Source organism: Priestia sp. P5_B4 (assembly GCF_056400385.1).
The window spans coordinates 16515-39055 of sequence record NZ_JBFULJ010000006.1; the positions used below are offsets into that span (position 1 = coordinate 16515).

The 22541-nt window shown below is 38.2% G+C and carries 27 protein-coding genes; 10 read left to right on the plus strand and 17 right to left on the minus strand.

Going from position 1 to position 22541, the window contains the following annotated elements; translation table 11 throughout:
- Window positions 1–135: 135 nt before the first annotated feature.
- Window positions 136–984, plus strand: a complete 849-nt coding sequence (locus tag AC1DRF_RS01715) for an alpha/beta fold hydrolase (RefSeq protein ID WP_477740273.1) — start codon at window positions 136–138, stop codon at window positions 982–984.
- Between the two features lie 168 nt (window positions 985–1152).
- Window positions 1153–2325, plus strand: a complete 1173-nt coding sequence (locus AC1DRF_RS01720; RefSeq protein WP_477740274.1) for a MalY/PatB family protein — start codon at window positions 1153–1155, stop codon at window positions 2323–2325.
- A 35-nt stretch (window positions 2326–2360) separates the two neighbouring features.
- Here AC1DRF_RS01720 and AC1DRF_RS01725 read toward each other — a convergent pair whose 3' ends face one another.
- Window positions 2361–2885 carry a superoxide dismutase family protein gene (locus AC1DRF_RS01725; RefSeq protein WP_477740275.1) on the minus strand — a complete coding sequence of 175 codons (525 nt, stop codon included), beginning with the start codon at window positions 2883–2885 and terminating at the stop codon, window positions 2361–2363.
- A 103-nt stretch (window positions 2886–2988) separates the two neighbouring features.
- Entirely contained in the window at window positions 2989–3186 is a 198-nt protein-coding gene (locus AC1DRF_RS01730) for a hypothetical protein (protein WP_078082210.1), read from the minus strand.
- Between the two features lie 85 nt (window positions 3187–3271).
- Here AC1DRF_RS01730 and kapB point away from each other — a divergent pair, with 85 nt between their 5' ends.
- Entirely contained in the window at window positions 3272–3652 is a 381-nt protein-coding gene (gene kapB, locus AC1DRF_RS01735) for a kinase-associated lipoprotein KapB (RefSeq protein WP_013059606.1), read from the plus strand.
- Window positions 3653–3688: 36 nt separating this feature from the next.
- Here kapB and kapD read toward each other — a convergent pair whose 3' ends face one another.
- Entirely contained in the window at window positions 3689–4303 is a 615-nt protein-coding gene (gene kapD / locus AC1DRF_RS01740) for a 3'-5' exonuclease KapD (protein ID WP_013059607.1), read from the minus strand.
- Between the two features lie 344 nt (window positions 4304–4647).
- Entirely contained in the window at window positions 4648–5031 is a 384-nt protein-coding gene (locus AC1DRF_RS01745; protein WP_013059608.1) for a hotdog fold thioesterase, read from the minus strand.
- A gap of 106 nt (window positions 5032–5137) precedes the next feature.
- On the opposite strand from AC1DRF_RS01745, the gene AC1DRF_RS01750 reads away from it, so the two are divergent.
- The 3 genes from AC1DRF_RS01750 (at window position 5138) to AC1DRF_RS01760 (ending at window position 6527) form a co-directional block, all read left to right on the plus strand.
- Window positions 5138–5506, plus strand: a complete 369-nt coding sequence (locus tag AC1DRF_RS01750; protein ID WP_477740276.1) for a YuzC family spore coat inner layer protein — start codon at window positions 5138–5140, stop codon at window positions 5504–5506.
- Between the two features lie 176 nt (window positions 5507–5682).
- Window positions 5683–6219 carry an HD domain-containing protein gene (locus AC1DRF_RS01755; protein WP_028409590.1) on the plus strand — a complete coding sequence of 179 codons (537 nt, stop codon included), beginning with the start codon at window positions 5683–5685 and terminating at the stop codon, window positions 6217–6219.
- Between the two features lie 116 nt (window positions 6220–6335).
- Window positions 6336–6527, plus strand: coding sequence for a hypothetical protein (locus AC1DRF_RS01760; RefSeq protein WP_013059611.1), 192 nt, complete (start codon window positions 6336–6338; stop codon window positions 6525–6527).
- Window positions 6528–6578: 51 nt separating this feature from the next.
- Here the strand turns inward: AC1DRF_RS01760 and AC1DRF_RS01765 are convergent, their stop codons facing one another.
- Together AC1DRF_RS01765 and AC1DRF_RS01770 are read right to left on the minus strand one after the other, a co-directional pair.
- Window positions 6579–7898, minus strand: coding sequence for a Na+/H+ antiporter family protein (locus tag AC1DRF_RS01765; RefSeq protein ID WP_162215060.1), 1320 nt, complete (start codon window positions 7896–7898; stop codon window positions 6579–6581).
- 267 nt (window positions 7899–8165) lie between these two features.
- Window positions 8166–9659, minus strand: coding sequence for a leucyl aminopeptidase (locus AC1DRF_RS01770; protein WP_477740277.1), 1494 nt, complete (start codon window positions 9657–9659; stop codon window positions 8166–8168).
- 246 nt (window positions 9660–9905) lie between these two features.
- On the opposite strand from AC1DRF_RS01770, the gene AC1DRF_RS01775 reads away from it, so the two are divergent.
- Window positions 9906–10382 (plus strand): divergent PAP2 family protein, encoded by a 477-nt coding sequence (locus AC1DRF_RS01775; RefSeq protein WP_477740278.1) that lies wholly within the window; start codon window positions 9906–9908, stop codon window positions 10380–10382.
- Window positions 10383–10424: 42 nt separating this feature from the next.
- Here the strand turns inward: AC1DRF_RS01775 and AC1DRF_RS01780 are convergent, their stop codons facing one another.
- The 3 genes from AC1DRF_RS01780 to AC1DRF_RS01790 all read right to left on the minus strand — a co-directional run bounded on the left by AC1DRF_RS01780 (window position 10425) and on the right by AC1DRF_RS01790 (window position 12814).
- Window positions 10425–11072 (minus strand): 3D domain-containing protein, encoded by a 648-nt coding sequence (locus AC1DRF_RS01780; RefSeq protein ID WP_074681646.1) that lies wholly within the window; start codon window positions 11070–11072, stop codon window positions 10425–10427.
- 81 nt (window positions 11073–11153) lie between these two features.
- On the minus strand, window positions 11154–11477 hold the full coding sequence (locus tag AC1DRF_RS01785; protein WP_074681648.1) for a YuiB family protein: 324 nt from the start codon (window positions 11475–11477) through the stop codon (window positions 11154–11156).
- A 122-nt stretch (window positions 11478–11599) separates the two neighbouring features.
- Window positions 11600–12814 (minus strand): NAD(P)/FAD-dependent oxidoreductase, encoded by a 1215-nt coding sequence (locus tag AC1DRF_RS01790; protein WP_025752690.1) that lies wholly within the window; start codon window positions 12812–12814, stop codon window positions 11600–11602.
- A 493-nt stretch (window positions 12815–13307) separates the two neighbouring features.
- Between AC1DRF_RS01790 and AC1DRF_RS01795 the strand changes: the two genes are divergently transcribed.
- Entirely contained in the window at window positions 13308–14300 is a 993-nt protein-coding gene (locus AC1DRF_RS01795) for an NAD(P)/FAD-dependent oxidoreductase (RefSeq protein WP_427076588.1), read from the plus strand.
- 27 nt (window positions 14301–14327) lie between these two features.
- Here AC1DRF_RS01795 and AC1DRF_RS01800 read toward each other — a convergent pair whose 3' ends face one another.
- The 4 genes from AC1DRF_RS01800 to AC1DRF_RS01815 form a co-directional block, all read right to left on the minus strand.
- Entirely contained in the window at window positions 14328–14837 is a 510-nt protein-coding gene (locus AC1DRF_RS01800; RefSeq protein ID WP_427076658.1) for a hypothetical protein, read from the minus strand.
- A gap of 158 nt (window positions 14838–14995) precedes the next feature.
- The gene (locus tag AC1DRF_RS01805; RefSeq protein WP_013059620.1) at window positions 14996–15361 is read right to left on the minus strand and encodes a HesB/IscA family protein; all 366 of its coding nucleotides are present in this window, start codon (window positions 15359–15361) and stop codon (window positions 14996–14998) included.
- A gap of 74 nt (window positions 15362–15435) precedes the next feature.
- The gene (dapF, locus tag AC1DRF_RS01810; protein WP_097824958.1) at window positions 15436–16290 is read right to left on the minus strand and encodes a diaminopimelate epimerase; all 855 of its coding nucleotides are present in this window, start codon (window positions 16288–16290) and stop codon (window positions 15436–15438) included.
- Window positions 16291–16592: 302 nt separating this feature from the next.
- Window positions 16593–16832 (minus strand): YuzB family protein, encoded by a 240-nt coding sequence (locus tag AC1DRF_RS01815; protein WP_025752683.1) that lies wholly within the window; start codon window positions 16830–16832, stop codon window positions 16593–16595.
- A gap of 382 nt (window positions 16833–17214) precedes the next feature.
- Here AC1DRF_RS01815 and AC1DRF_RS01820 point away from each other — a divergent pair, with 382 nt between their 5' ends.
- Complete coding sequence (locus tag AC1DRF_RS01820) at window positions 17215–18279, plus strand: NAD(P)/FAD-dependent oxidoreductase (RefSeq protein ID WP_097824959.1); 1065 nt, start codon at window positions 17215–17217, stop codon at window positions 18277–18279.
- A 43-nt stretch (window positions 18280–18322) separates the two neighbouring features.
- Here the strand turns inward: AC1DRF_RS01820 and AC1DRF_RS01825 are convergent, their stop codons facing one another.
- Complete coding sequence (locus AC1DRF_RS01825) at window positions 18323–18649, minus strand: YuzD family protein (protein WP_097824853.1); 327 nt, start codon at window positions 18647–18649, stop codon at window positions 18323–18325.
- Between the two features lie 193 nt (window positions 18650–18842).
- Here AC1DRF_RS01825 and AC1DRF_RS01830 point away from each other — a divergent pair, with 193 nt between their 5' ends.
- The gene (locus AC1DRF_RS01830) at window positions 18843–19073 is read left to right on the plus strand and encodes a NifU family protein (protein ID WP_013059625.1); all 231 of its coding nucleotides are present in this window, start codon (window positions 18843–18845) and stop codon (window positions 19071–19073) included.
- Window positions 19074–19162: 89 nt separating this feature from the next.
- On the opposite strand, the gene thrB is transcribed toward AC1DRF_RS01830, so the two are convergent.
- Genes thrB through AC1DRF_RS01845 form a run of 3 tightly spaced genes read right to left on the minus strand, consistent with a single transcriptional unit; the run spans window position 19163 to window position 22433 of the window.
- A complete protein-coding gene (gene thrB / locus AC1DRF_RS01835; protein ID WP_427076589.1) occupies window positions 19163–20077 on the minus strand; it encodes a homoserine kinase in 915 nt (304 codons plus the stop codon).
- Window positions 20071–21132: a threonine synthase gene (gene thrC / locus AC1DRF_RS01840; RefSeq protein WP_025752680.1), complete on the minus strand. Its 1062-nt coding sequence runs from the start codon at window positions 21130–21132 to the stop codon at window positions 20071–20073. Before thrC ends, thrB begins: the two co-directional genes overlap by 7 nt.
- Window positions 21132–22433: a homoserine dehydrogenase gene (locus AC1DRF_RS01845; protein ID WP_013059628.1), complete on the minus strand. Its 1302-nt coding sequence runs from the start codon at window positions 22431–22433 to the stop codon at window positions 21132–21134. The genes thrC and AC1DRF_RS01845 overlap by 1 nt, the downstream gene beginning before the upstream one ends.
- Window positions 22434–22541: the final 108 nt, after the last annotated feature.

Sequence of the window (22541 nt, forward strand, 5' to 3'; positions counted from 1 at the left end):
AAATTTTTTCACTTTTTCCATTATATCAAATTTAAACACATCTTTAATGTGAAATCTATACCGGTAATTGAGTTTCATTTTATAGATTGCTGGAAATTAGGACAGACTAGAAAGAAAAAGATGGAGTGAAACAAATTGACTGAATCTAAAATTACTTGCCACCAGCGTACTTTTAATGGAGTCAATGTTTACTACGAATGCCATAACTATCACCCTGATAAACCCGCCATTGTATTTATTCACGGCTTTTTATCATCGAGTTTTAGCTTTCGACGTTTAATTCCTTTATTTGAAGATACGTTTTCTATCATTACGCTGGACCTTCCGCCATTTGGGCGAAGTGAAAAATCGTTAACCTTTCAATACTCGTATAAAAATTTAGCCAGAATTGTCATCGAGTTGATTGAATATTTAAAGTTGAAAGATGTTGTACTATCGGGACACTCAATGGGAGGACAAGTTTGTTTAAACGTAGCAAAGTTAAAGCCTTCTTGCGTATCGAAACTAGTTCTTCTGTGCAGCTCAGCTTATTTAGGCCCCTCACATTATGGATTGGTTATGTCTTCTTATGTTCCCTTCTTTTATCTGTGGGTAAAAACGTGGCTTTCTCCCAAAGGTGTATTAGGTAACTTGCAAAATGTCGTATTTGATCATAAGTTAATCGACGAAGAAATGATTGATGGCTATACTGAACCATTTTTGGATGACCGTACGTTTATGGCTTTAACAAGAATGATTCGCGATCGAGAAGGAGACCTATCCTCAAAGGATTTGCAGCACATAAAAAAACCAAGTTTACTCATTTGGGGAGAAGAAGACCGGGTTGTTCCTTTGCATCTCGGACGTAAGTTAAAAGATGATTTAACAGACTCTACCTTTGTCTCTTTAAAGGAAATTGGGCACCTTTTACCAGAAGAGTGTCCTGACATTGTGCAATCTCATATGGTCGATTTCTTGTACGGTGAAAAAGCCCTGTCTCAATAATGACGGGGCGGGTTCGTATATTGCACACGAGGCGCTAACTTTAATAAAAAATTCATTAGTCGTGCTTCAGCAATTTTTTCACTTTCTTTATTGACTTCACAAGTTAACTTCGTTGACAAACGTATTAAAAATAAGCAAACTATTATATTAAAAAAGGGGGTACTTTTATTGTCTACTTATTCTTTTGATCAATTAATTAACCGTACAGGTACGCAGTCCGTAAAGTGGGACAAAACTGATCTTGTTTTTGGAGCAAAAGATGTTCTGCCTTTTTGGGTAGCTGATATGGATTTCCAAGCGCCGCCTAATGTTCTTCAAACCATTAATGAGCGTGTCAAACACGGTATTTTCGGCTACACTTCCCCTACTGAATCTACGGCAAATGCTTTATCATCCTGGATAGAAAAAAAGCATCAGTGGACCATTGATCATGAATGGATTACATACAGTCCAGGAGTTGTATTTGCCCTAAGTATGGCTATTCAAGCATTTACGGAACCCGGAGATTCAATTTTAATTCAGCCTCCAGTCTATACTCCATTTTTTAACATGATAAAGGTAAATGATCGAGAAGTTGTTGAAAATCCGTTAAAACTTTCAGGCGATAAATACGAAATTGATTTTGCAGATTTAGAGCAAAAATTTGCAGAAGGCGTAAAATTAATGATTCTTTGCAGCCCTCATAATCCAGTAGGACGCGTGTGGACAAAAGAAGAACTGAAGAAGCTTGCCGATCTTTGTGAAAAATACAATGTATTAATTGTTTCAGATGAAATCCATTCTGATCTAATTTACCAGCCTTATAAACACATTCCCATTAGCATGGTGAGTGAAGATGCGGCCAATCGAACCATTACGTGTATGGCCCCTAGCAAAACATTTAATATACCGGGACTTCAGGCTTCAGCTGTTATTATTCCAAATGAGAAACTGCGCACACAGTATGTTCAGCAGCAGCAAAAGCAAGGATTTTCTAATTTAAACACATTCGGAATAATTGGATTAGAGGCGGCTTACAGTGAAGGTGAAGAGTGGCTAGAAGCACTGCTTGTGTATCTGAAGAAAAATATAGATCTCGTGACGCGTTTTATAAGTGAGAACTTGCCTGAACTGCGAGTGGTTCAGCCTGAAGGAACTTATTTACTATGGATTGACTGCAACAAGCTGCATTTGTCAGAAGAAGAATTACATGAACGCTTATTAAAAAAAGGTAAAATCGCCGTAGAAAAAGGTGAAAAATACAGCTCCACATATGGAAAAGGCTTTATCCGCTTGAACATTGGCTGTTCACATGAACAACTTCAAGAAGGATTGAATCGCTTAAAAGTAGCTTTAACGTAAAAAACAGCGTTCTTTCTCACGAAAGAACGCTGTTTTTAATGTTTTTTTGAAATAACCCCGCAGGCGATTCTCTTTCCAGAATTACCTGATGGCTCTGTCATTCCGTCATCCCCTTGTTCGGTAATAACAAGGGATGAACCATCCATACGCTTAACGAGCGATGTCTTTCCTTCTTTTAACGTGACTTGAGGAACCATATCTGTTCCTGTATACGTCTGATCGTCTTCTACCACAATATTTTTCATATCGCCTAAATGCGGTCCTTTTGGATTTAACAGTCCGTGTTTCTTTTTATCAGGATCAAGGTGATTGCCCGCACTTTTAAAGTTAGGAGCTTTGCAAATTCCCATTTCATGAATATGTACGCCGTGTTCGCCAGGTGGAAGTCCACTTAAATTGTACGTAAACTCAATTCCATCGGCCTGTTCTTTCAACTTGACTGTACCGACGCTATCTCCATCTGCGTTATAGACTTTGACTTCTTTATTGGATATTTCTTTTTCCATACACCCCGTTAACAAGAAAAAAGGCACGGTTCCAATGAGTAGTAGTTTTTTCATGTTGCCCTCCAATCGCATATGCACTAGCGAAAGTTTTAGATATCTTTCCATAGATTGTCCAGCAACATATTATTTTAAACGCTTACATTTTATTTGCATTTCATTACAGTGATTTCTTATTATCCTGTTCTTTTAGCTTTGCTTCTAACTCCTTCGTTTTTTCTTCTTCTTTTTTCGAAATCTTAATGATTAAACGCCATACTGCAACTGCTGCTAGTACAAAAATCGCCATAGTAGCAAAAGCAGGAATATATTCTCTTTTATCTTCCGGAAAATAAAGCAAAAACATTAAATACATCATGTACAACATCCTTTCATAGAAACGGTAGAGGGTTTTGATTTATACTGGTGATAACAAACAATTTACTTAAAGGAGATCTGGCAATATGACATTTACAATTGGTCAAACCGTTACGGCACTTTATAAAACTGGGAAATACATCGGTGAAATTACACAAGTTCGAGACCTGCATTATGTTGTGCGGATTCAAGCTGTGTTAAAGCATCCAGAACAAGGTGACTTACATAACCCTGGACAAGTGGACGTACCTTTTTTTCATGAGCGAAAAGCACTTGCATTTCGAGAGCAGGCCAATATTCCTCAAAAAATGGTTCATCTCTATGAAGACAGCGTTCCCGATTATAAAAATTCACTAAAAAAAGCGCTTGAATTAAAGATAGCTGAGCAACAAGCCAAAGATAGCCCTTTTGCTCAAGCAAGTATTGCCTGTTTAGAAGAGTTAAAAAAAGAGTACGGTATTCATTAAGTAAAAAGCCAAATTCACGTAGAAGTGATTTGGCTTTTATAATGCAAATTTATTTAATACTTTTGAAAAATCGATTCGATCTCCTATGGTCGTTGGCTCTGGTTTTTGAAGGTACCGCTTATCTTTTTCTACAAGCTTAAAGATGTTAAGTGTCGTCATCGCATCATCAAGCGCGCAGTGGTGCTTTCCAGTTCCTTCTTTACCGTACTCTTGCACAGCTTTCCAAAGGCCAGTTTGATTTTGATCTCCAAAAAAGCGCTTATACTCCATTGAAAGATCAATTTCTTTACCTGCAAAAGGAAATGGCACCTTATTTTTTTGACAGCACTGCCTTAATACTTTCATATCCATGTTCCCCCATGTAATGATCGTGCTGTGTTTATACATGCCCAGTCGCTGTACAAGCTGCTCTAGCGTAATGCCTTCATTTACTTGATTTTGTTCGATATGGAGAAATGATTTACAGCGCTCAGTTAATTTTGTAAAGTGTGTAGGCTGTACGTAAGAGGAGAAACGATCAATGATTTCTTGATTTTTAACAAACACCAAACCAACTTCAATGATTTCCGGGAAAAAGCCTTTTGGAAAACCCTTATACTCTGGCATTGTAAATTCAAAATCAATGAATAAATACTGAGAGTTCTTATCCAATATTATCACCCCTTTGTAAAATAAACCGCCCTACTATATTAATGCTATTATAGCACGATTGAACAATCGGAAGGTCTATTTTCTGTTCTTATTTTTAATATTATGAATATTCTAGTTGCTGAATAAAAAGAATACTTTACTACTACTATATTCTAGAGCATGTCTCTATGCGCAGGGTAACTGTCACGAGTAGACATAATTTCGCTTATTTTTTTACCTATTTTTTCACTTTTTTACGTATCCGCTCTTCCAAATTCTCTTTAAACTCTAACACGAGTGTGTGAGGTGGCTCCTCCTGGCTCTAAAAGCATACCTCACACCTTCTAGACTAAGCATTCTTATGTTTAAGCTTTAGGCAGAATAGCAAGCGTACATCTGGATATACAGATTAAATTCTCTTCTTCATCTTGAATTTTCACTTCCCAAACCGCTGTTTTTTTTCCTTTATGTAAAGGAACGCCTATAGCTGTAACGATTCCGTCTTTTTTCCCTTTAATATGATTGGCATTAATTTCTAAACCTACGCAGATTTCTTTTTCGAGATCTACACTTTTAATGGCACCTAGACTAGCCACAGTTTCAGCTAACGCCACCGATGCTCCTCCGTGTAAAAGCCCGAATGGCTGACGCGTTCGCTCATCAACAGGCATCGTCGCTTCCACTCTTTGTTCACTCGCACTAATAATCTCAATTCCTAATGCTTCTAACAGCGTATCTTTTGTTTTCATATCCATACCTCCCTTTGTATCTAGTATACAATAACGATTTTGCTACAACATATACGAACCCTCTACATATACATAATAAAAATCCGTTTTCTAGGAGGGTTCGTATATGAAATCATTTGCTTCCTTGTCTTACTATTGGCCATCGTACTACATGCCTCACCCTTATACATACAGGGTACCTAACTTACCTGAGGCGGACATCGCGACATTTCAGCAATCTCTTAAAGTTATTCCCTCTACGATGCAAAGCGCTACTATATTTATTCAAAGAGCTAATACTTCGCCAAATTTAATAAAAAAAATAAAAGCTGCTGCTCAAGAATCCAAAATGAGTGAAGTAAAAAGACTCATTCTTTCCACTGGTGTTAAGACAAAAATCGATGTTTTTTATACTCCAGACTATATTAAAATTACGTTTATTCATCCCGATAACCAATTTGACTGCTGTCACGTATCGTTAAATATTAGATGGTAAAATACAAGGAAAAAAGTCTTATTTTCTTCAAAAAAAGATGTACATGTTGTTTCGTTTCGAATATTATAATATATGCCATTTTTGTATGTAAAAACAAATTACACGATAATTGTATTTAGGATACAAATATGATATTGTATTTGGAAATATATTTTTTCTTTAGGAGGGATGACATGATGAGACATGTTACGCTAGTAGAAATTTTCACGCATCCTATCGCTCAAAAATATTTAACTCGATCTGGCGTTGCGCATGCTGTATCCGTCGCCTATCATGCGTTTCGTCTATCCGTACAGCATAATGTAAACCCGGATTTAGCTACAAAAGCAGCGCTGCTTCATGATATTGGCCACTACGAATGGTACACAAATGGTCAGTGGGATTATGAGAAGTATCGTCAAAATGATATTCACGCTATTAAAGGGGCTGAACGTGCACATAAATTACTCATTCGTTTGGGTGAGGAACCTCAGGCGGCAAAAGAAATTGCTTTAGCTATTTTACTACACACAGACTCATATTTGCCTGAAGGAACAATTCAACAACGCCCTCTTCAAAAAGTAGTCAAACTAGCTGATGAAGCTGATGAAGAGCCAGGCGGCAAACACCATTACCGTGAATTGGAATATAATCTGGCTGTAAAGAAAATTAAGGAGCTTGATAAGAAAGTGCTTGAACTTCTACATTCCAACCAATTTAAACAGTTAGGCTGACAGGGTTAACTCCTTTCATAAGAGTTAATCCTTTTTATTATTTCTCCTCATAATTCCCTGCAAATTACTCATACTACTTATTGATTCTCATTTTTGGTTAGTTAGGAGGAAGAAGAATGTCTAAAAACGCTAGAGGTTACGTGCAAGATTCTTGCACATCATTAAATCAGGCAAAAGCAAGCCTTGAACAAGCTCTTCAAACAGTAGAGAAAGATTCAAATCGTGAACGTATTGAACAATCTCTTCAGGCTGTAGAGCAAGCATTAGGAGCTTGTGACAGTACTGCTTCTACTCTTTCTCAAGCATGAAAAAAGCAGCCGGTTTTGATCGGCTGCTTTTTTTCATTACCGGGCCTCTATTTACAAGATAACCGAGGCAATCCACCCAAAAATAATAAGTGGAATGTTATAGTGAAGAAAAGTTGGTACACACGTATCCCAAATATGATCATGCTGACGATCGACTGCTAATCCAGATGTGGGTCCAAGCGTACTGTCTGAAGCTGGTGAACCAGCGTCTCCAAGCGCTCCTGCTGTACCAACAATACAAATCGTTGCCATTGGACTCATACCAAGTTCTAAGCAAAGAGGAACGAAAATCGTCGCGATAATTGGAATAGTAGAGAAAGAAGAACCAATGCCCATTGTCACTAAAAGCCCGATGACAAGCATAAGAAATGCCCCCAGCATTTGATTCCCTCCAATAAGAGCAACAGAATCTTTTACAAGCGCTTCTACATCTCCAGTTTCTTGAAGAACTTTTGCAAAACCAGAGGCTGACAGCATAACGAATCCAATGAAAGCCATCATTCTCATTCCGTTTGTTAATACTGGATCTGCTTCACTCCACTTCAAAGCTCCGCTGAAGTAAAGTACAACAATTCCTGCCAGCGCGCCAAAAATCATAGAATCTACTAAGAGCTGCACAGTTAAAGCTGCTACAATCGCAACCAAAGCTATAATAATGCCTCTTGTTGTATAACCTGTACTCTCTTCTGCACCTTGATCAATATCAATGTCTTCATACCGACGTGGTTTGCGGTATGAAATAAAAACAGCAAACAATAAGCCCGCTATCATTCCTAAAGCTGGCAGAGCCATCGCTGCGGTAATATCTCCTTTATCAATCGTTAGTCCACTTTCTTTAATGTTAGTAAATAAAATGTCGTGATAAATCTTACCGAATCCTGCCGGCAAATACATATAAGGTGTAACCAGTCCAAACGTAATAACGGTTGCGACTAATCGGCGATCGATTTTTAACTGATTAAATACTTTTAATAGAGGTGGAATTAAAAGCGGAATAAATGCAATGTGAACCGGAATAACGTTTTGAGAAAAACATGAAATAATAAGGATGATCAATAAGATCAGTACTTTTGACAGTGACTTCTTTTTCGTTTCTCCTTCTTTCCCTACTATTTTTAACGCTAGTTGAACAACGGCATCAGGCAGCCCTGTCCGCGAAACAGCCATTGCAAATCCTCCAAGCAAAGCATAGCTTAATGCAACAGAAGCACTATTTCCAAGACCATCTGTGTATATACTTACTGTATCTGTGAGGCTGATACCGCCAACAAGCCCTCCAATTAGCGCTCCTACTGCTAAAGAAAAGACAACGTTGATGCGCATTAAGCTCAAAATCAGCATCACGAGCACAGCTATTAATACTGCATTCATTTTGAAACCTCCATTTTTCTTTTTACTTTATCTCATTAAAACATTAGAGAGATAAACAACATATTCATTATATTAGGTATAGAAAAAAAGTCAATCATCTTACTAAATAAACGTTTGTTTAACTTCTCTACACCCTTGACGATATAAGGATTTTTCTAAATAATCTTTTCTTACTAAAAAGAAAAAACATTATGTAAACATATTAAAAAAGAAGCATCATCGATGCTTCTTTTTACGTTTCTTTCTATCACTGCTATACTTTTTTCATTAATTGGCTTCAAATAAACAAACCATTGCAGCTAGTGTTCGCACCATCACGCCTGTTGCACCTGAAGGTCCTAACTCATGAGAAGCAGCGGATGTTGCAGTTCCAGCAATATCCAAGTGAACCCATGGTGTTTGCTCTGCAAACTCACCAATAAAAGTTCCTGCCATAATTGCGTGCCCCTCTCGTCCAGGAGAGTTATTTAAATCTGCTACCTTACTTCCCCGAACACGCTTTTTGTCTCGTTCTGTAATAGGCAGCTCCCAAATCGGTTCGCCTGTCTCAATGCTCGCTTTTTCTATTTGCTGCAATAAAGCAGAATCATTCGTCATTGCCCCCGTTGTATGTGTACCAAGAGCTACAATTACACCACCCGTTAATGTCGCCACGTCTACTAAATAATTTGCTCCGTGGTGTTTGGCATAGGAGATACCATCAGCTAACGCTAAACGCCCTTCAGCGTCTGTATTCAGTACTTCTATTGTCTTTCCATTCATTGCTGTAATTACGTCATCTGGCTTAAAAGCATGCGCGCTAATAACGTTGTCAGTTGATGGAATGACAGCTACTACGTTTTGATGAGGTTTTAATTCTCCAATCGCTTCCATTGCACCAAGAACAGATGCAGCTCCTCCCATATCTGTTTTCATACCTACAATCCCGTCTTTAGATTTAATAGAGTAACCACCTGTGTCAAAGGTAATCCCTTTTCCTACTAACCCAATAACGTCTTCCCATTTTTCTTTTCCTTGATATTTCAGGACAATCATTTTAGGAGGCTCTGCGGAACCTTGATTAACTGCTAACAGTGCGCCCATTCCCAATGTTTCCATCTCTTCTTTTTCTAAAATTTCATATTCAAAACCATATGTATGTGCCATTTCTACTGCATAATTAGCTAAATCTGTAGCCGTTAGCATGTTGCTTGGTAAGTTAACAAGGGTGCGCGCTGAGTTTGTTGCTTTTCCATACGTATATCCAACCAAAGCAGATTGTACCACGTCTTTATAAAAAGAAAACAGTTCAATTTTCTCAAGCTGCTTGTCAGGTTCGTTTGATTTCTTTTTGTAGTTTTCAAACTCGTACATAGCAAGCTGTTGAGCTTCTCCTAATAAAGCTGCAGTTTCTTGCTCTGACCACGCTCCTGTATCAAATGTAGAAAGGGCAACCGATGCGTTTGAAATCTTCGCTTCTTTTAACTTTTTAAATAACAGCCCAAAGCTCTCTTTGAGCCCATTTTTAGTTAGCGCTTGCTTTCGTCCGAGTCCCACAAAATAAAGACGTTTTGCTCCTAATTTTCCTAGTGTATGAATCGTTGATATACGTTTTTCTTGTACACGTATATCCCCTTCTTTAATCAAATGAATGAGCTGTCCACCTAAAGCTTCATCAATTTCTTTTAGAAGGCCTTCAAATTGTTGATTTTGATTAAATAACCCGATTACGAGCGCTTCTGTTTGATGATCAGCACCAAATGTTTCTACATGCGAAAACATAAAATTCCTCCCTTTTACGTATAGAGATTTTATTTTTATTTATCATCTGCTTTGTTTAATCTATTCAGCAAGTGGAATATATATCATATTCACCACTATTTTCATCTATATTACATATGATAGCAGAAATACAATTTTTAATCACAGTTCAAAAACCTTAGTTTCACACATATACTTTCATCTACCGCTTTTTTCATCATACGGGTTTAGCTTTTCAGACATTTTAAGTTGAGGGAGGACGTCTCAATGGATTTATTCTCAAATTTTCCACTTTGGAGTTCATTAATCGCTATTTTCTTTGCTCAATTTATTAAGATTCCCCTTTCTTTTGTAGCTACTAAGAAAATAGACGGCAGCTTATTTTTTAGTACGGGAGGCATGCCAAGCTCCCACTCCGCAGCAGTAACTTCCTTAGCAACTGCCATTGGGCTAGCAGAAGGTCTTAAATCCCCTATTTTTGCTCTCTCCGCTATTTTTGCCATTATTGTCATGTTCGATGCTAAAGGAGTAAGAAGACATGCAGGAGAGCAAGCAACGGTTTTAAATCGTTTGGTTGAAGACTTTCAGCGCGCAGTAAAAGAGGCAAAGCTGTGGGCGACCAATGAAGAAGACGAAAAACAAGTGAAGCTAAAAGAGCTACTTGGACATAAGCCTATTGAAGTTTTCTTTGGGGCCTTAACCGGGATAGCAGTTGCTTTTGTAACGTATTATGTATGGCCATAAAACATAAGAAAACACATGAAGAGTTCTTCATGTGTTTCTCGTTTATTTTACCTGCTGGCGAAAAACTTGCATCGACTTTTTTTCATTCAGCATTGTTAACTCTTCTTCAGTTAAGCGGCCGTCCCCTGATTTTACTACATAGACGTTTAATTCTTTTTTACCCCATATGTTGTACACATCGGAAACAGTCTCAAAATATAAATCAAGATGATTGCCTTTAATAGCCCCACCTTTATCTGCTACCACTCCATAGCCATAGCCCGGAATAAACAAGATCGTGCCGATTGGAAATATGGTTAAATCAGCAGCGATGGTTGAATACAAGTCACGTTTTACTTTAACGCCCGAATATGTAATACCATACCCTGGATGGTTGGGATTTTTCCCAGTTGATTCGTAACCAGCTGTGTAACCCGTAGCCAATACATTCTTAGTTGGATAACGCGACCAATCAAATGCTTCTTCAATCGTCAGACGCTCTTTGTCATTGCTAGCCGCTTCAGCTCTTAGTGGTTTTAGAAATGATGGCAAGAGCCTTTTATTCATTAGAGGATGCCCTGTACTGTTTATAAAAGGCATATATTTGATGACTGTGGTTATTGGGACGCCGGTAATTGCTTCATATGTTGTAAACAGCGCTCCGACCAGTAGTAGGCACATAATGAATCGCTTTGCTATTTTTCCAATCATTGTGATTTCCACAACTCCTCTCACGAATCTATTTGTTTCCAACATAAAAACAAATTATTCGTTTGCGAGAAGAATTTACATTTAAAACATTTGGTACCCTCTTGTTCGTAAAGATTTAATGGTAATGCCTGAAGCTAGTGCACCTATAAAACCAGCCATTAAAATCACAATGTCAGCTGTGGCTAAAGACAGCACTTTTGTCCCTAGCTGCTGAAAGGAGTGAGCGGGATGTTGAATGTAATCCACCGCTCTTACATCATCAATAATAAAAATAAAAATCACGGGATAAATAATGGCCATAATCCAAGACATGCGAAGCAGCATATTCAATAAGAAACCGATTCCAAAAAACAAAACAAAAAACAACAAGATGGAGATAATTAGTACAGGCACACTCATTTCCATTGCTTTTCGCCTCCGTTACTCTTTATACTCTCAGTTTACTTAAGAGTAATGAAAGCGTCAATCACAGAAAAGTAAGTTAATACCAAAAAAGCAAAAGGCTTAAAGACCTTTTGCTTTTTGTTTTAAAAGAAATTAAATTTTCCTTTTTTCAATACAAGACCTGCTCCGCCTTGAAGGAAAAGCGAGCGATTATCAACAACTTTTTTCATAAAAGATGCGCTTGAACCAAATAGCTTTCGACCGTATACAACGCCAATTGCGTCATCATGCCCTAACGAACATACCGTTCCTTTAATATCTGGTTTGAACTCGCTTAATTCTTTTTGACCTTTCATCAAACGGCTAATATTTTCAGCGCAGGTACCGCCTTGCTGCATAGCAATTTGAGCTGTTGGCGGATAAGGACGTTCTGTTTCAGGGTTAATCATTAGCGAACAATCTCCAATAACAAACACATCTTCATGCCCTGGTGCCAGCAAGCTATTGCTTACTTTTACACGTCCGCGCATGTTCTCAAATCCAGCTTTTTCAATCACATGACTGCCTCGAACACCCGCAGCCCATACAACTGTTGCTGATTTGATTTCTTCTACTTGGTCATCTTTTGATACAATAATTCCTTCTTCTGTACACTCTTTAATCGCTGTTCCGATCTTGAACTCGATTCCTTTTCGTTCTAGTTGTGTTACCGCATATTCTACAAGTTCTGGATCAAAACCTGGCAAAGCCGTAGGCGCTGCTTCTACACAAATAACGCGTACTTTTTCACGAGGAATATCAAATTCTTTGCAAAGCTGTGGGACTCGATTTGCTAATTCTCCCACAAATTCAATGCCGGTAAAGCCAGCGCCCCCAACAATAATGGTCAGAAGTTCGTCTCTTTTTTCCACTTCATTGTTGTACGTCGCAAACACATAATCAATATGCTCACGAATTTGACGTGCTGCATTAATGCTTGTAATGGTAAATGCATGTTCTTTTAAACCTTTAATTCCGAAAGTTTCTGCTTCATACCCTAAAGCAACAACTAAATAATCGTACGTTAGCTCACTGTTTTCAAGAAGAACACGCTTTTCATCTAACTTAATATCTACGACCGTGTCTTTGATAAATGTAACCTTATTTGTGTTAATTAAATTTTTAACAGGAACACGAGAGCGATCTTGATGAATTGTACCTGCTGATACTTCATGAAGCCATGTCGTTTCGTAATGGTAATCGTTTTTATTTACCAAAACAATTTCCGCATCACTAGCACCCAGTTTTTTTTGTAAATTAACAATTGTCATAATGCCGCCATACCCGGCACCCAAAATGACGATTTTAGGCTTTTTCATAGGAATGTCATCCACCTTTTTTAGTTATAGTCACAAGTATGTCTTACAAATATAATGATAAGAGCAATTTTATTTGGTTTGCTTTTTTATGTTAGTTTGAGCAAGAACGATCATCGCTATCCATTTATTATTCACATAAGAAAAATAATGTGAATCACTTCACGTTCTTTTTTAAAAAAATACATTTTTTCTTTTTCAAAAAAATGTAAGCGTAAGTCCTAGCTTGATTTACACAAACATCTTATGCTTTTTTAATCGGTTTTTCAACCCTTCACTTTGTATTTACAAGCTTTTTAATTTTCAATTACTTTCCTGTATACCCAGTTTTATATTTGACCAAAACGTGTGGTTATGTTAATGATTACAAATACTGATCTTTAAGTTGAGAAAGTTTCTCAAACATTCCAGCGTGTTTTAATGATATTTTATAATTTACTATGCTATCATAAAGTAGAATATGCATTGGCACAGAACAATCTAGAGGTGATTATAAATGAAAGAAGATAAACAAGTATATGATATTACCATCATCGGAGGCGGCCCTACAGGCTTATTTACAGCATTTTATGGCGGTATGCGTCAAGCGAGCGTAAAAATTATTGAAAGCTTACCACAGCTTGGTGGACAGCTTTCTGCTTTATATCCTGAAAAATATATTTATGATGTAGCTGGTTTTCCAAAAGTACGCGCTCAAGAATTAGTCAATAACCTAAAAGAGCAAATGGATCAATTTAAACCTGCAGTTGCGCTAGAGCAAGCCGTAGAAAAGGTAGAAAAACAAGCGGACGGCGTATTTCGATTAACTACTAATTCTGAAGTTCACTATTCAAAAACAATTATTATTACGGCTGGAAACGGTGCATTTAAGCCCCGTAAAATCGAGCTAGAAAACGCAGAACAGTTCGAGCAAACGAACCTTCATTATTTTGTGGATGATATGAATAAATTCAAAGGCCGCAAAGTATTAGTATGCGGGGGCGGGGATTCTGCTGTAGACTGGTCTCTTATGTTAGAGCCGATCGCAGAAAAAGTAACGTTAACGCATCGTCGAGACAAGTTCCGCGCTCATGAACACAGCGTAGAAAACTTGCATAATTCATCAGTTGATATTAAAACACCGTATGTACCGGTTGAATTTGTTGGAGATGACCGTATTACACAAGTTGTGTTAGAAAACACAAAAGGTGAAGAAAAGACAGTAGTAGACGTAGATGATGTTATTGTAAACTTTGGATTTGTTTCTTCTCTAGGTCCAATTAAAGAATGGGACTTAGATTTAGAGAAAAATGCAATTGTTGTTAACTCAAGGCAAGAAACAAACATTCCTGGCATCTATGCAGCAGGTGATGTCTGCACATATGATGGAAAAGTAAAACTCATCGTGGCAGGATTTGGCGAAGGTCCGACTGCCGTTAATAACGCTAAGGCATACATTGATCCAAAGGCTCGCTTACAGCCTATGCACAGTACGTCAATGTTCTCATAAAAAAAGCAGGCTCTCGCCTGCTTTTTTTCATTGCTGGATTGGTGTAACCATTCGATGAATGATTTCACTCATCATTTCCGCATCACTGCTTATTAAACAGATTTCATAAAAGGAATGGTTTCCTTCTTGACTAGTTACGCTCATCCTGTAGGTCTTCAAACCTTCGAGCTTGCTTAAATATTTTACTACCTCTGATTGACCGGCAATACGTTCAATCAGCAGAATATGCTCTCCTTCAACTGCTCCGTAGCTTTCAGCCAGAGATGCGTTAGCATTTTCATAATAGCGAATGTAAGGTTCAGAATGGTTAAGAGGCGCAGAGGACGAGTTTTGATGACAGGCTTCACCTGAGGAAAAAGGCAAATGCTGAACAAATAAATGCGATTCACTGAAGTGAATACTTTTTACATCCTTAGACTCCATTTTCCCATTTTCAAGTTTTAACCAGTTTATAAACCCCTTCCATAGAATAGGCAGGGTGTTTTTTTTGCGAAAACTTCCGTAACCTCCTACTTGTTCCGCGTCGTAACGAGTCACATCTATCAAATCCGTTCATCTCCTCTTTTTTATTGAGTATAAAAAAGACTGATTATTCAGTCAACAAGTTTGACAGATGATGTAACATACAAAAATTCCTCACTAAAAAAGCTTTCTTCACCAGATCAGATGAAGAAAGCTTTTTTATAAAAATATATTTAGCACTCTTCAGGAGCACCTGCGTTGCTTGCTGTACGGAAAGAAGAGCCGCAGCCGCATGCTGCAATGGCGTTCGGGTTATCAATTGTAAACCCTCCGCCTAGCATAGATTGCTTGTAATCAATTTTTACATCTTTTAAAATTGGAGCACTTTCGCTATCTACAAGAATCTTAATGCCATGTTGTTCAAACAGCGTATCGTTTTCATTTACTTCGTGAGCAAAACCCATGCCGTAAGAAAGACCTGAACAGCCTCCTCCATTTACATTAACACGTAAATAAGCATTTTCTTCTTCATGTTCTTTCATCATATCTTTTATTTGAAAGCTTGCAGCTTCTGTAATTGTTAGGATATCTTGACTCATTTTTAAACAGACCTCCTTTTTTGTTTAGTATACGACGAAATGTCTGCGACGACAAATCGTCTGCTTCTTCGTTTCTAATAATAATACGCGCCGTCACAAATCACATTGGCTGGACCTGTCATTAATACATTGCCTTTATTTTGCCAAACAATCGTTAAATCTCCTCCAGCGAGGTGTACGACAGTAGGAACATCTTTTTTCGTCTTCTCATTTAATACAGACGAAACAACAGCAGCACATGCTCCTGTTCCACATGCTTGAGTGATACCCGAACCTCTTTCCCATACACGAAAATTCAGCTCTCTTTCGTTCACTACCTCGACAAATTCAACGTTCACTCCTTCTGGAAAACGCGAATCTTTTTCAACCACAGGCCCTAATGTAGTAAGAGGCGCTTGTTCAATATTATTTACGTAAAAGACAACGTGAGGATTTCCCATTGATACAGCCGTCCCTTTTAACCGTTCTTTTCCAAATTCCATCTCTTCATTAACGACTTGGTCTTGGCTTGCTCCCGTCATTGGAATTTGTTCTCTAGCTAAAAGAGGCGCTCCCATATCGATTGTCACTTCTGGAACTTCATTTCCCTGCGGATGCACCGTTGCTTCTACAACTCCAGAAAGCGTTTCGATAAAAAATCTTTCGCTTGTTACTAAATTATGTTCATATGCATATTTAGCTACACATCTTAAACCGTTTCCGCAGTTTTTTGCTTCCGAGCCGTCATTATTAAATACGCGCATTTTCACATCTGCACGTTCAGATGGACAAATAAGAATCATCCCATCCGATCCAATTCCCGTATAAACATTTGAGACTTTTACAGCAAGCGGTGCTAACTCTTGCTCTTCTATATGTTCTTCAAACATATTTACGTAGATATAGTTGTTGCCAAGTGCATGCATTTTTGTAAACTGAAATTTTTTCATATTATCACCCATTATTTTTTTATGTAGCTCTAGTATAAAGTGATTCTCTTTTGTACACAATAATATCATCCCCCGTTTTTTTAGCTCCTTAATCATAAAGATTAAGGGGTTTTTTATTTTGTCCTCATTTGGAGTATTAAAAAACACAAGAAGCATTATGATTGCAAAGAGAATGATTAAAGCGCAGATATTTGGGCAAAAACGCATAAAAAAGCACGGCAAGACTAGCCGTGCTTACATCATCTATTCTATTAGCCTCATGTCCCTCTCCTGATAAAAAGAGATACGACAGCGGGGATAGTTTAAAACATTGGATTTTCTTCTAAATGAATGTAAATATTATCCACTAACTGTTCAGGTGTTTCCGCTGTAACAATCTCTCCATTTACCAAGGCAAATAAAGATTGTGAACATTTCCCGCAATAACCTAAACATCCGTATTCAATGATATCTAGATTTGGATCTTTTTCAAGCTTTGCTAAAGCTGCTTGAGAACCACTGGCTAAATTACTAACGCAAAATTCAATAATTGGCTGTATCACGTTTTTCACCTCTCTACTATTAGTTTATCCTATCTTCTTTCATTTTCAACGTCAACTTTGGAAATTCACGTTCATTTTGCGCACGCTTTTTAGCTTCACAGACTTTTTCAAAAAAACGTATAAATAAAGCTTTATTATAGAGATAGCTTGAAATTATGTTGAAACATATTGTGGTTTTTTATTAATTTAGTTATACTTTTATGTATAGAAAACCAAACGAGGTTATATTAAATTATTATTTAAGTAAAATATGTTATCTTATATAGCCTTTCATATCTTTTTGGCAACCATCCTTATTAACGGTAATTTGTACTCTCCTATTCTTAAAAGCAAGAATAATAGAGAGAAAACAAAAATGCATGAAGCTAAAGGGGAAATTCACATGAAGAACCTTGTCATACTGGGCGGCGGATACGGTGGTATGCGCGTTTTGCAGCGCCTTTTTCCGAATCAATTGCCTAACGATGTAGAAGTAACACTTATTGACAAAGCACCTTATCACTCACTAAAAACTGAATTCTATGCACTTGCAGCTGGAACAATTTCTGATCAGCATGTTCGTGTTGCTTTTCCTGAACACCCTCGCTTAAAGATTCACTACGGCTGTGTAAAACGCATAGACCTAAAAGAGAAATGTGTCTATGTGGATGATCAAATGATCGCTTATGATGACCTGATTGTAGGACTCGGATGCGAAGATAAATATCATGGAGTTCCGGGAGCTCTTGAGCATACATACAGCATTCAATCCATTGATGCTTCACGAGCAACTTATCAGACATTAAACAACTTGCCAGCCCACGCTACTGTTTCAATTGTAGGAGCTGGATTAAGCGGAGTAGAACTAGCAAGCGAGCTAAGAGAAAGCCGCCCGGATTTAAAAATCATCTTATTTGACCGCGGTAAATTAATTTTGTCTGCTTTCCCAGAACGTTTAAGTAATTACGTTCAAACTTGGTTTACTTCAAACGGTGTTGAAATCGTAAATAGTGCTAATATTACAAAAGTAGAACCGAACATTCTTTATAATCATGATGAGCCCATTCAAAGCGATGCAATCGTGTGGACAGCAGGTATCCAGCCAAATAAAGTGGTACGCGATTTAGACGTAGAAAAAGACCCTCAAGGACGCGTCGTCTTAACGAAATACCATAACTTGCCTGACGACGAAAATGTCTACATTTTAGGTGATTGTGCAAGCCTACCGCATGCACCAAGCGCTCAGCTGGCAGAAGGTCAAGCTGAACAAATCGTGCAAGTACTTCTTCACCGCTGGAAAGGCGAAGCGCTTCCGGATGAATTGCCAACTATTAAATTAAAAGGCATACTTGGTTCATTAGGCAAAAAGCATGGATTTGGCTTAGTTGCCGAACGTCCAATTACAGGACGCGTAGCTCGATTATTAAAATCAGGTATTCTTTGGATGTATAAACACCATAGTGGATAAAATAAAAGCCGTTAGATGACTGACAATCTAACGGCTTTTTTCATTATGATGCGCAGAAACCATACTTCTCCATTTCCTCAAATACGCGCTTTAATTTCGGGTTGCCTTCCCCAACAATTTCTCCGTTAATGACCACTACAGGATAGAATAAATCTTCTTCAATCACACGCTTGGCAAAAGCTGTTTTTTCCGGATCCGTATGCGGCTCGTTTATATCTACATACGTGATAGCAAACGGCTGATTCGGATATTTACGAGAAATAGCTGCCTCTAGCCAATCATAGGTGTCTTTTGAAGACGGCAGGTTAACGCAGCTTGCACAAACAATTTCAGCTCCATAAATACACACTTCTACCTCAGTTGATTGCATAGCACATCCCCCTTAAATCTTTACATTCAAACTGTACGATTATTCACACTTTTACTTCATTATGAATACTATTTTACACAAAACTAATTCATTGCACATCTTTTTCTTTTAAGGTAACATTACGATGCATACTCCAATAGATTTTTCATGAAAGACCGTTTATAATAAGAGTAGAAGAAAGGAGTCGATAGTTATGTCAGAAATGCACGAGCAAGTTCAAGAAGTATTAGAAAAACTTCGTCCGTTTTTACTTCGCGACGGTGGAGACTGTGAGCTAGTAGACGTAGAGGATGGTATTGTAAAGTTACGTCTTTTAGGCGCTTGCGGAAGCTGCCCAAGTTCAACAATCACGCTAAAAGCTGGTATCGAACGTGCCCTTTTAGAAGAAGTACCTGGTGTAGTTGAAGTAGAACAAGTATTCTAATCTCTTTGATTTTATTATAAAAGCAACCTCCCATTTTATTGGGGCTTGCGAATAAAAAATCCTCATTCAAATGAATGAGGATTTTTTTATTAACTCGTTGTGACTTCAGCTTCTACAAATACACCTTTGCGGTCAATTTGTAAAACATCTATTTCGCAGTTCGGCAGTAAAGCATACATATGTTCGGCAATCGCTTTGCCTTTTCCTTTTGGTGCTAAACATAATACACTCGGACCGGCTCCACTTAGTGACACACCGTATGCGCCGAGAGCTTTTGCTTCTTTTCGCACAAGAGAAAGCTCTGGCACGAGTCTCATACGATAAGGTTCGTGATATAAATCTTTCTCCATAAATTCGCCTACCAGAGATAAATCTTTATTTAAAAGGGCTGCTACTAGCATGTTCCCGATTGCCCCAGCTTCTACTGCGTGGCGATAATTAATATCCAAAGGCAGCACATCACGAGCATCGGTTGTTTTTAATTCATATTCTGGAATGGCCATCACGATATCGACATCAAATTCAGGTATTTGAGCAATATATGTTTCATTTTCATGATGGTAACCAACAACGATGCCGCCGTAAATAGACGGGCTGACGTTATCAGGATGTCCTTCCATTAAGCTGCTGATGCGAAGCTTTTCTCTTTTTGATAAACGCAAGTCACACAGTACATTAGCCAGCTCGATTCCAGCTACGATAGCCGATGCGCTGCTTCCAAGTCCCCTTGCTAATGGAATGTTGCTCCAAACATTGATCTTCGCACTTGGAAGGTCAATGTTAAATTGACGAGCCACGTCTTGTGCCACTTCATACATTAAGTTATCTGTACCTGTAGGAATACTTTGCACTTCTTTCGTTTCAGGGATAAAAATCCATTCCTCATGACACTCTACTGTTAATCTTAAGTAGCGAGATAAAGCCACTCCAATGGAATCAAATCCTGGCCCTAAATTAGCAGAGCTAGCTGGGACCGTAATGACAAAACGCTCATTTTCTAGCATGAAGCAACGACACCTTGGATATACTCAAATACCTTTTCTTCATCATTTGGTAAAACCACTGGCTTTACGTTATGAGCATCGATTGCTACGTTTGGATCTTTTAATCCGTTACCTGTTAGTACAGCTACAACCGTTGAACCTTTTGCAATTTTACCAGAAGCTACATCTTTAAACACCCCAGCTATTGAAGCGCAAGAACCTGGCTCTGCAAATACACCTTCTTTGCGTGCAATTGTACGATATGCTTCTAAGATTTGTTCATCTGTTACTTCATCAATTTTCCCGTTTGATTCTTTTGCTGCGTTTACAGCATAATCCCAGCTTGCTGGATTTCCGATTCGAATAGCCGTTGCAATTGTTTCTGGATTTTCGATAACTTGATTACGCACGATCGCCGCTGCACCTTCTGCTTCAAACCCGTGCATGTGAGGAAGAGACGTTTGGTGACGCTCACTGTATTCTTTGAAGCCTTTCCAGTAAGCTGTAATATTTCCTGCATTCCCCACTGGGATAGCTAAAACGTCAGGCGCTTTTCCAAGCTGTTCACAAATCTCGAAAGAAGCTGTTTTTTGCCCTTCAATACGGTATGGGTTTACAGAGTTTACAAGTGCAACCGGTGATGTTTCACTCAGCTTACGAACCATAGAAAGTGCTTGGTCAAAGTTTCCTTCAATTGCTACAATTTCTGCACCATACATAACAGCTTGAGCTAATTTCCCCATCGCAATTTTTCCATTTGGAATAACAACGATACAGCGCATGCCAGCGCGTGATGCATAAGCTGCTGCAGCTGCGGATGTGTTACCTGTAGATGCACAAATAACCGTATTGCTTCCTTCTTCTTTGGCTTTTGCTACAGCCATTACCATTCCGCGGTCTTTAAATGACCCCGTTGGATTTAACCCTTCTACTTTCACATGTAAATCAATGCCTAGCTCTTTTGATAAATGAGCAAGATGAATTAAAGGTGTATTTCCTTCATGTAGTGTAAGCATAGGTGTTTTCTCTGTTACAGGTAAAAACTCTTTATATTCAGCTAATAGACCTTTCCACATCATACTGTGCCAACTCCCTCTACGCGGTAACTGCTCTTTACATTTTCTACAATTGGTAAATCCCGAAGCTGCTGAAGGATTTCCTCATAATCTTTTTGAGATGTTTTGTGTGTAACAACAACAATCTCAGCTAATTCGCTTCCTTTCACAGGAAGTTGAATAATTTTTTCGAAGCTCACGCCACGCTCTGAAAATAGCGTTGTTAATTTTGCAAATGCTCCAACTTGATCTTTAACATGAATACGTAAGAAATGCTTCGAGAACATTTCATCTTCTGCTTTTAACTGTTTTGGATACTGAGGCGTTACCGCACTTTTACCATTCACACCTAAACGCATGTTTTTCATAACACCTACTAAATCTGATACGACAGCAGTGGCAGTTGGCAGGCTTCCTGCCCCCGGTCCATAAAACATCGTTTCTCCAACAGCTTCTCCGTATACATATACAGCATTGTACTCATCGCTTACTGAAGCAAGAGGATGTGTGTCTGCTAAAAGAGTTGGCTGAACACTCACTTCTACATTGTCGCCGTCACGATGTGCATATCCAATCAGTTTCATCGTATAGCCTAATTGTTTACTATATTGCAAGTCTTCTTCCGTTACTTCTGTAATACCTTGAACACGAACATCGTCCAAGTCAATTTTCATTGAAAATCCTAGTGTAGCCAAGATTGCCATTTTGCGAGCAGCATCTAAACCACCTACGTCAGAAGTTGGATCCGCTTCAGCATATCCTAAATCCTGCGCTTCTTTTAACACTTCATCATAAGCGCTTCCTTCTTTTGTCATTTTCGTTAAAATGAAGTTTGTTGTACCATTTACAATTCCCATCATTTTGGTAATACGATCAGATGCTAATCCATCTGCTAATCCACGAAGAATTGGAATACCGCCTGCTACACTTGCTTCATAAAATAAATCACAGTTATTTTCAGAAGCTACTGTTAACAATTCTGAGCCGTAAACTGCCATCAAATCTTTGTTTGCCGTTACAACATGCTTTTTATTACGAAGGGCTGTTAAGATATAGTCTCTTGTTTCTTCAACGCCACCCATTACTTCAATGACAACGTCAATCTCCGCGTTATGTAAAACGTCTTCAACATTCGTTGTTAATTTATCTTCGCTGATTTCCACGTCACGTTTCTTATCAATATCTTTAACTACTACTTTTTTAACTTCTACAGGACACCCGACTTGATGACTTAATTTATCCTGATGATTTTCAATAATTTTGACTACTCCGCTTCCTACCGTTCCTAACCCTAATAATCCTACTGAAATACTTTTTGTCATATTCCTCACCTCTGTGTTCTTTCTACGTATACATTTGTTCTCTTATAGAGGACATTATAGACCTTATTTTTCTTTTTTACAAGGTTTACTTGCCATCTTTTCTCGTAA

Bases quoted from the DNA above. Each gene is read 5' to 3' on its own strand.
- AC1DRF_RS01725 (WP_477740275.1), bottom strand. From the start codon at position 2,885: ATGAAAAAACTACTACTCATTGGAACCGTGCCTTTTTTCTTGTTAACG.
- AC1DRF_RS01730 (WP_078082210.1), bottom strand. From the start codon at position 3,186: ATGATGTATTTAATGTTTTTGCTTTATTTTCCGGAAGATAAAAGAGAA.
- kapB (WP_013059606.1), top strand. From the start codon at position 3,272: ATGACATTTACAATTGGTCAAACCGTTACGGCACTTTATAAAACTGGG.
- AC1DRF_RS01745 (WP_013059608.1), bottom strand. From the start codon at position 5,031: ATGAAAACAAAAGATACGCTGTTAGAAGCATTAGGAATTGAGATTATT.
- AC1DRF_RS01750 (WP_477740276.1), top strand. From the start codon at position 5,138: ATGAAATCATTTGCTTCCTTGTCTTACTATTGGCCATCGTACTACATG.
- AC1DRF_RS01755 (WP_028409590.1), top strand. From the start codon at position 5,683: ATGAGACATGTTACGCTAGTAGAAATTTTCACGCATCCTATCGCTCAA.
- AC1DRF_RS01760 (WP_013059611.1), top strand. From the start codon at position 6,336: ATGTCTAAAAACGCTAGAGGTTACGTGCAAGATTCTTGCACATCATTA.
- AC1DRF_RS01765 (WP_162215060.1), bottom strand. From the start codon at position 7,898: ATGAATGCAGTATTAATAGCTGTGCTCGTGATGCTGATTTTGAGCTTA.
- AC1DRF_RS01770 (WP_477740277.1), bottom strand. From the start codon at position 9,659: ATGTTTTCGCATGTAGAAACATTTGGTGCTGATCATCAAACAGAAGCG.
- AC1DRF_RS01775 (WP_477740278.1), top strand. From the start codon at position 9,906: ATGGATTTATTCTCAAATTTTCCACTTTGGAGTTCATTAATCGCTATT.
- AC1DRF_RS01780 (WP_074681646.1), bottom strand. From the start codon at position 11,072: ATGATTGGAAAAATAGCAAAGCGATTCATTATGTGCCTACTACTGGTC.
- AC1DRF_RS01785 (WP_074681648.1), bottom strand. From the start codon at position 11,477: ATGGAAATGAGTGTGCCTGTACTAATTATCTCCATCTTGTTGTTTTTT.
- AC1DRF_RS01790 (WP_025752690.1), bottom strand. From the start codon at position 12,814: ATGAAAAAGCCTAAAATCGTCATTTTGGGTGCCGGGTATGGCGGCATT.
- AC1DRF_RS01795 (WP_427076588.1), top strand. From the start codon at position 13,308: ATGAAAGAAGATAAACAAGTATATGATATTACCATCATCGGAGGCGGC.
- AC1DRF_RS01805 (WP_013059620.1), bottom strand. From the start codon at position 15,361: ATGAGTCAAGATATCCTAACAATTACAGAAGCTGCAAGCTTTCAAATA.
- dapF (WP_097824958.1), bottom strand. From the start codon at position 16,290: ATGAAAAAATTTCAGTTTACAAAAATGCATGCACTTGGCAACAACTAT.
- AC1DRF_RS01820 (WP_097824959.1), top strand. From the start codon at position 17,215: ATGAAGAACCTTGTCATACTGGGCGGCGGATACGGTGGTATGCGCGTT.
- AC1DRF_RS01825 (WP_097824853.1), bottom strand. From the start codon at position 18,649: ATGCAATCAACTGAGGTAGAAGTGTGTATTTATGGAGCTGAAATTGTT.
- AC1DRF_RS01830 (WP_013059625.1), top strand. From the start codon at position 18,843: ATGTCAGAAATGCACGAGCAAGTTCAAGAAGTATTAGAAAAACTTCGT.
- thrB (WP_427076589.1), bottom strand. From the start codon at position 20,077: ATGCTAGAAAATGAGCGTTTTGTCATTACGGTCCCAGCTAGCTCTGCT.
- thrC (WP_025752680.1), bottom strand. From the start codon at position 21,132: ATGTGGAAAGGTCTATTAGCTGAATATAAAGAGTTTTTACCTGTAACA.
- AC1DRF_RS01845 (WP_013059628.1), bottom strand. From the start codon at position 22,433: ATGACAAAAAGTATTTCAGTAGGATTATTAGGGTTAGGAACGGTAGGA.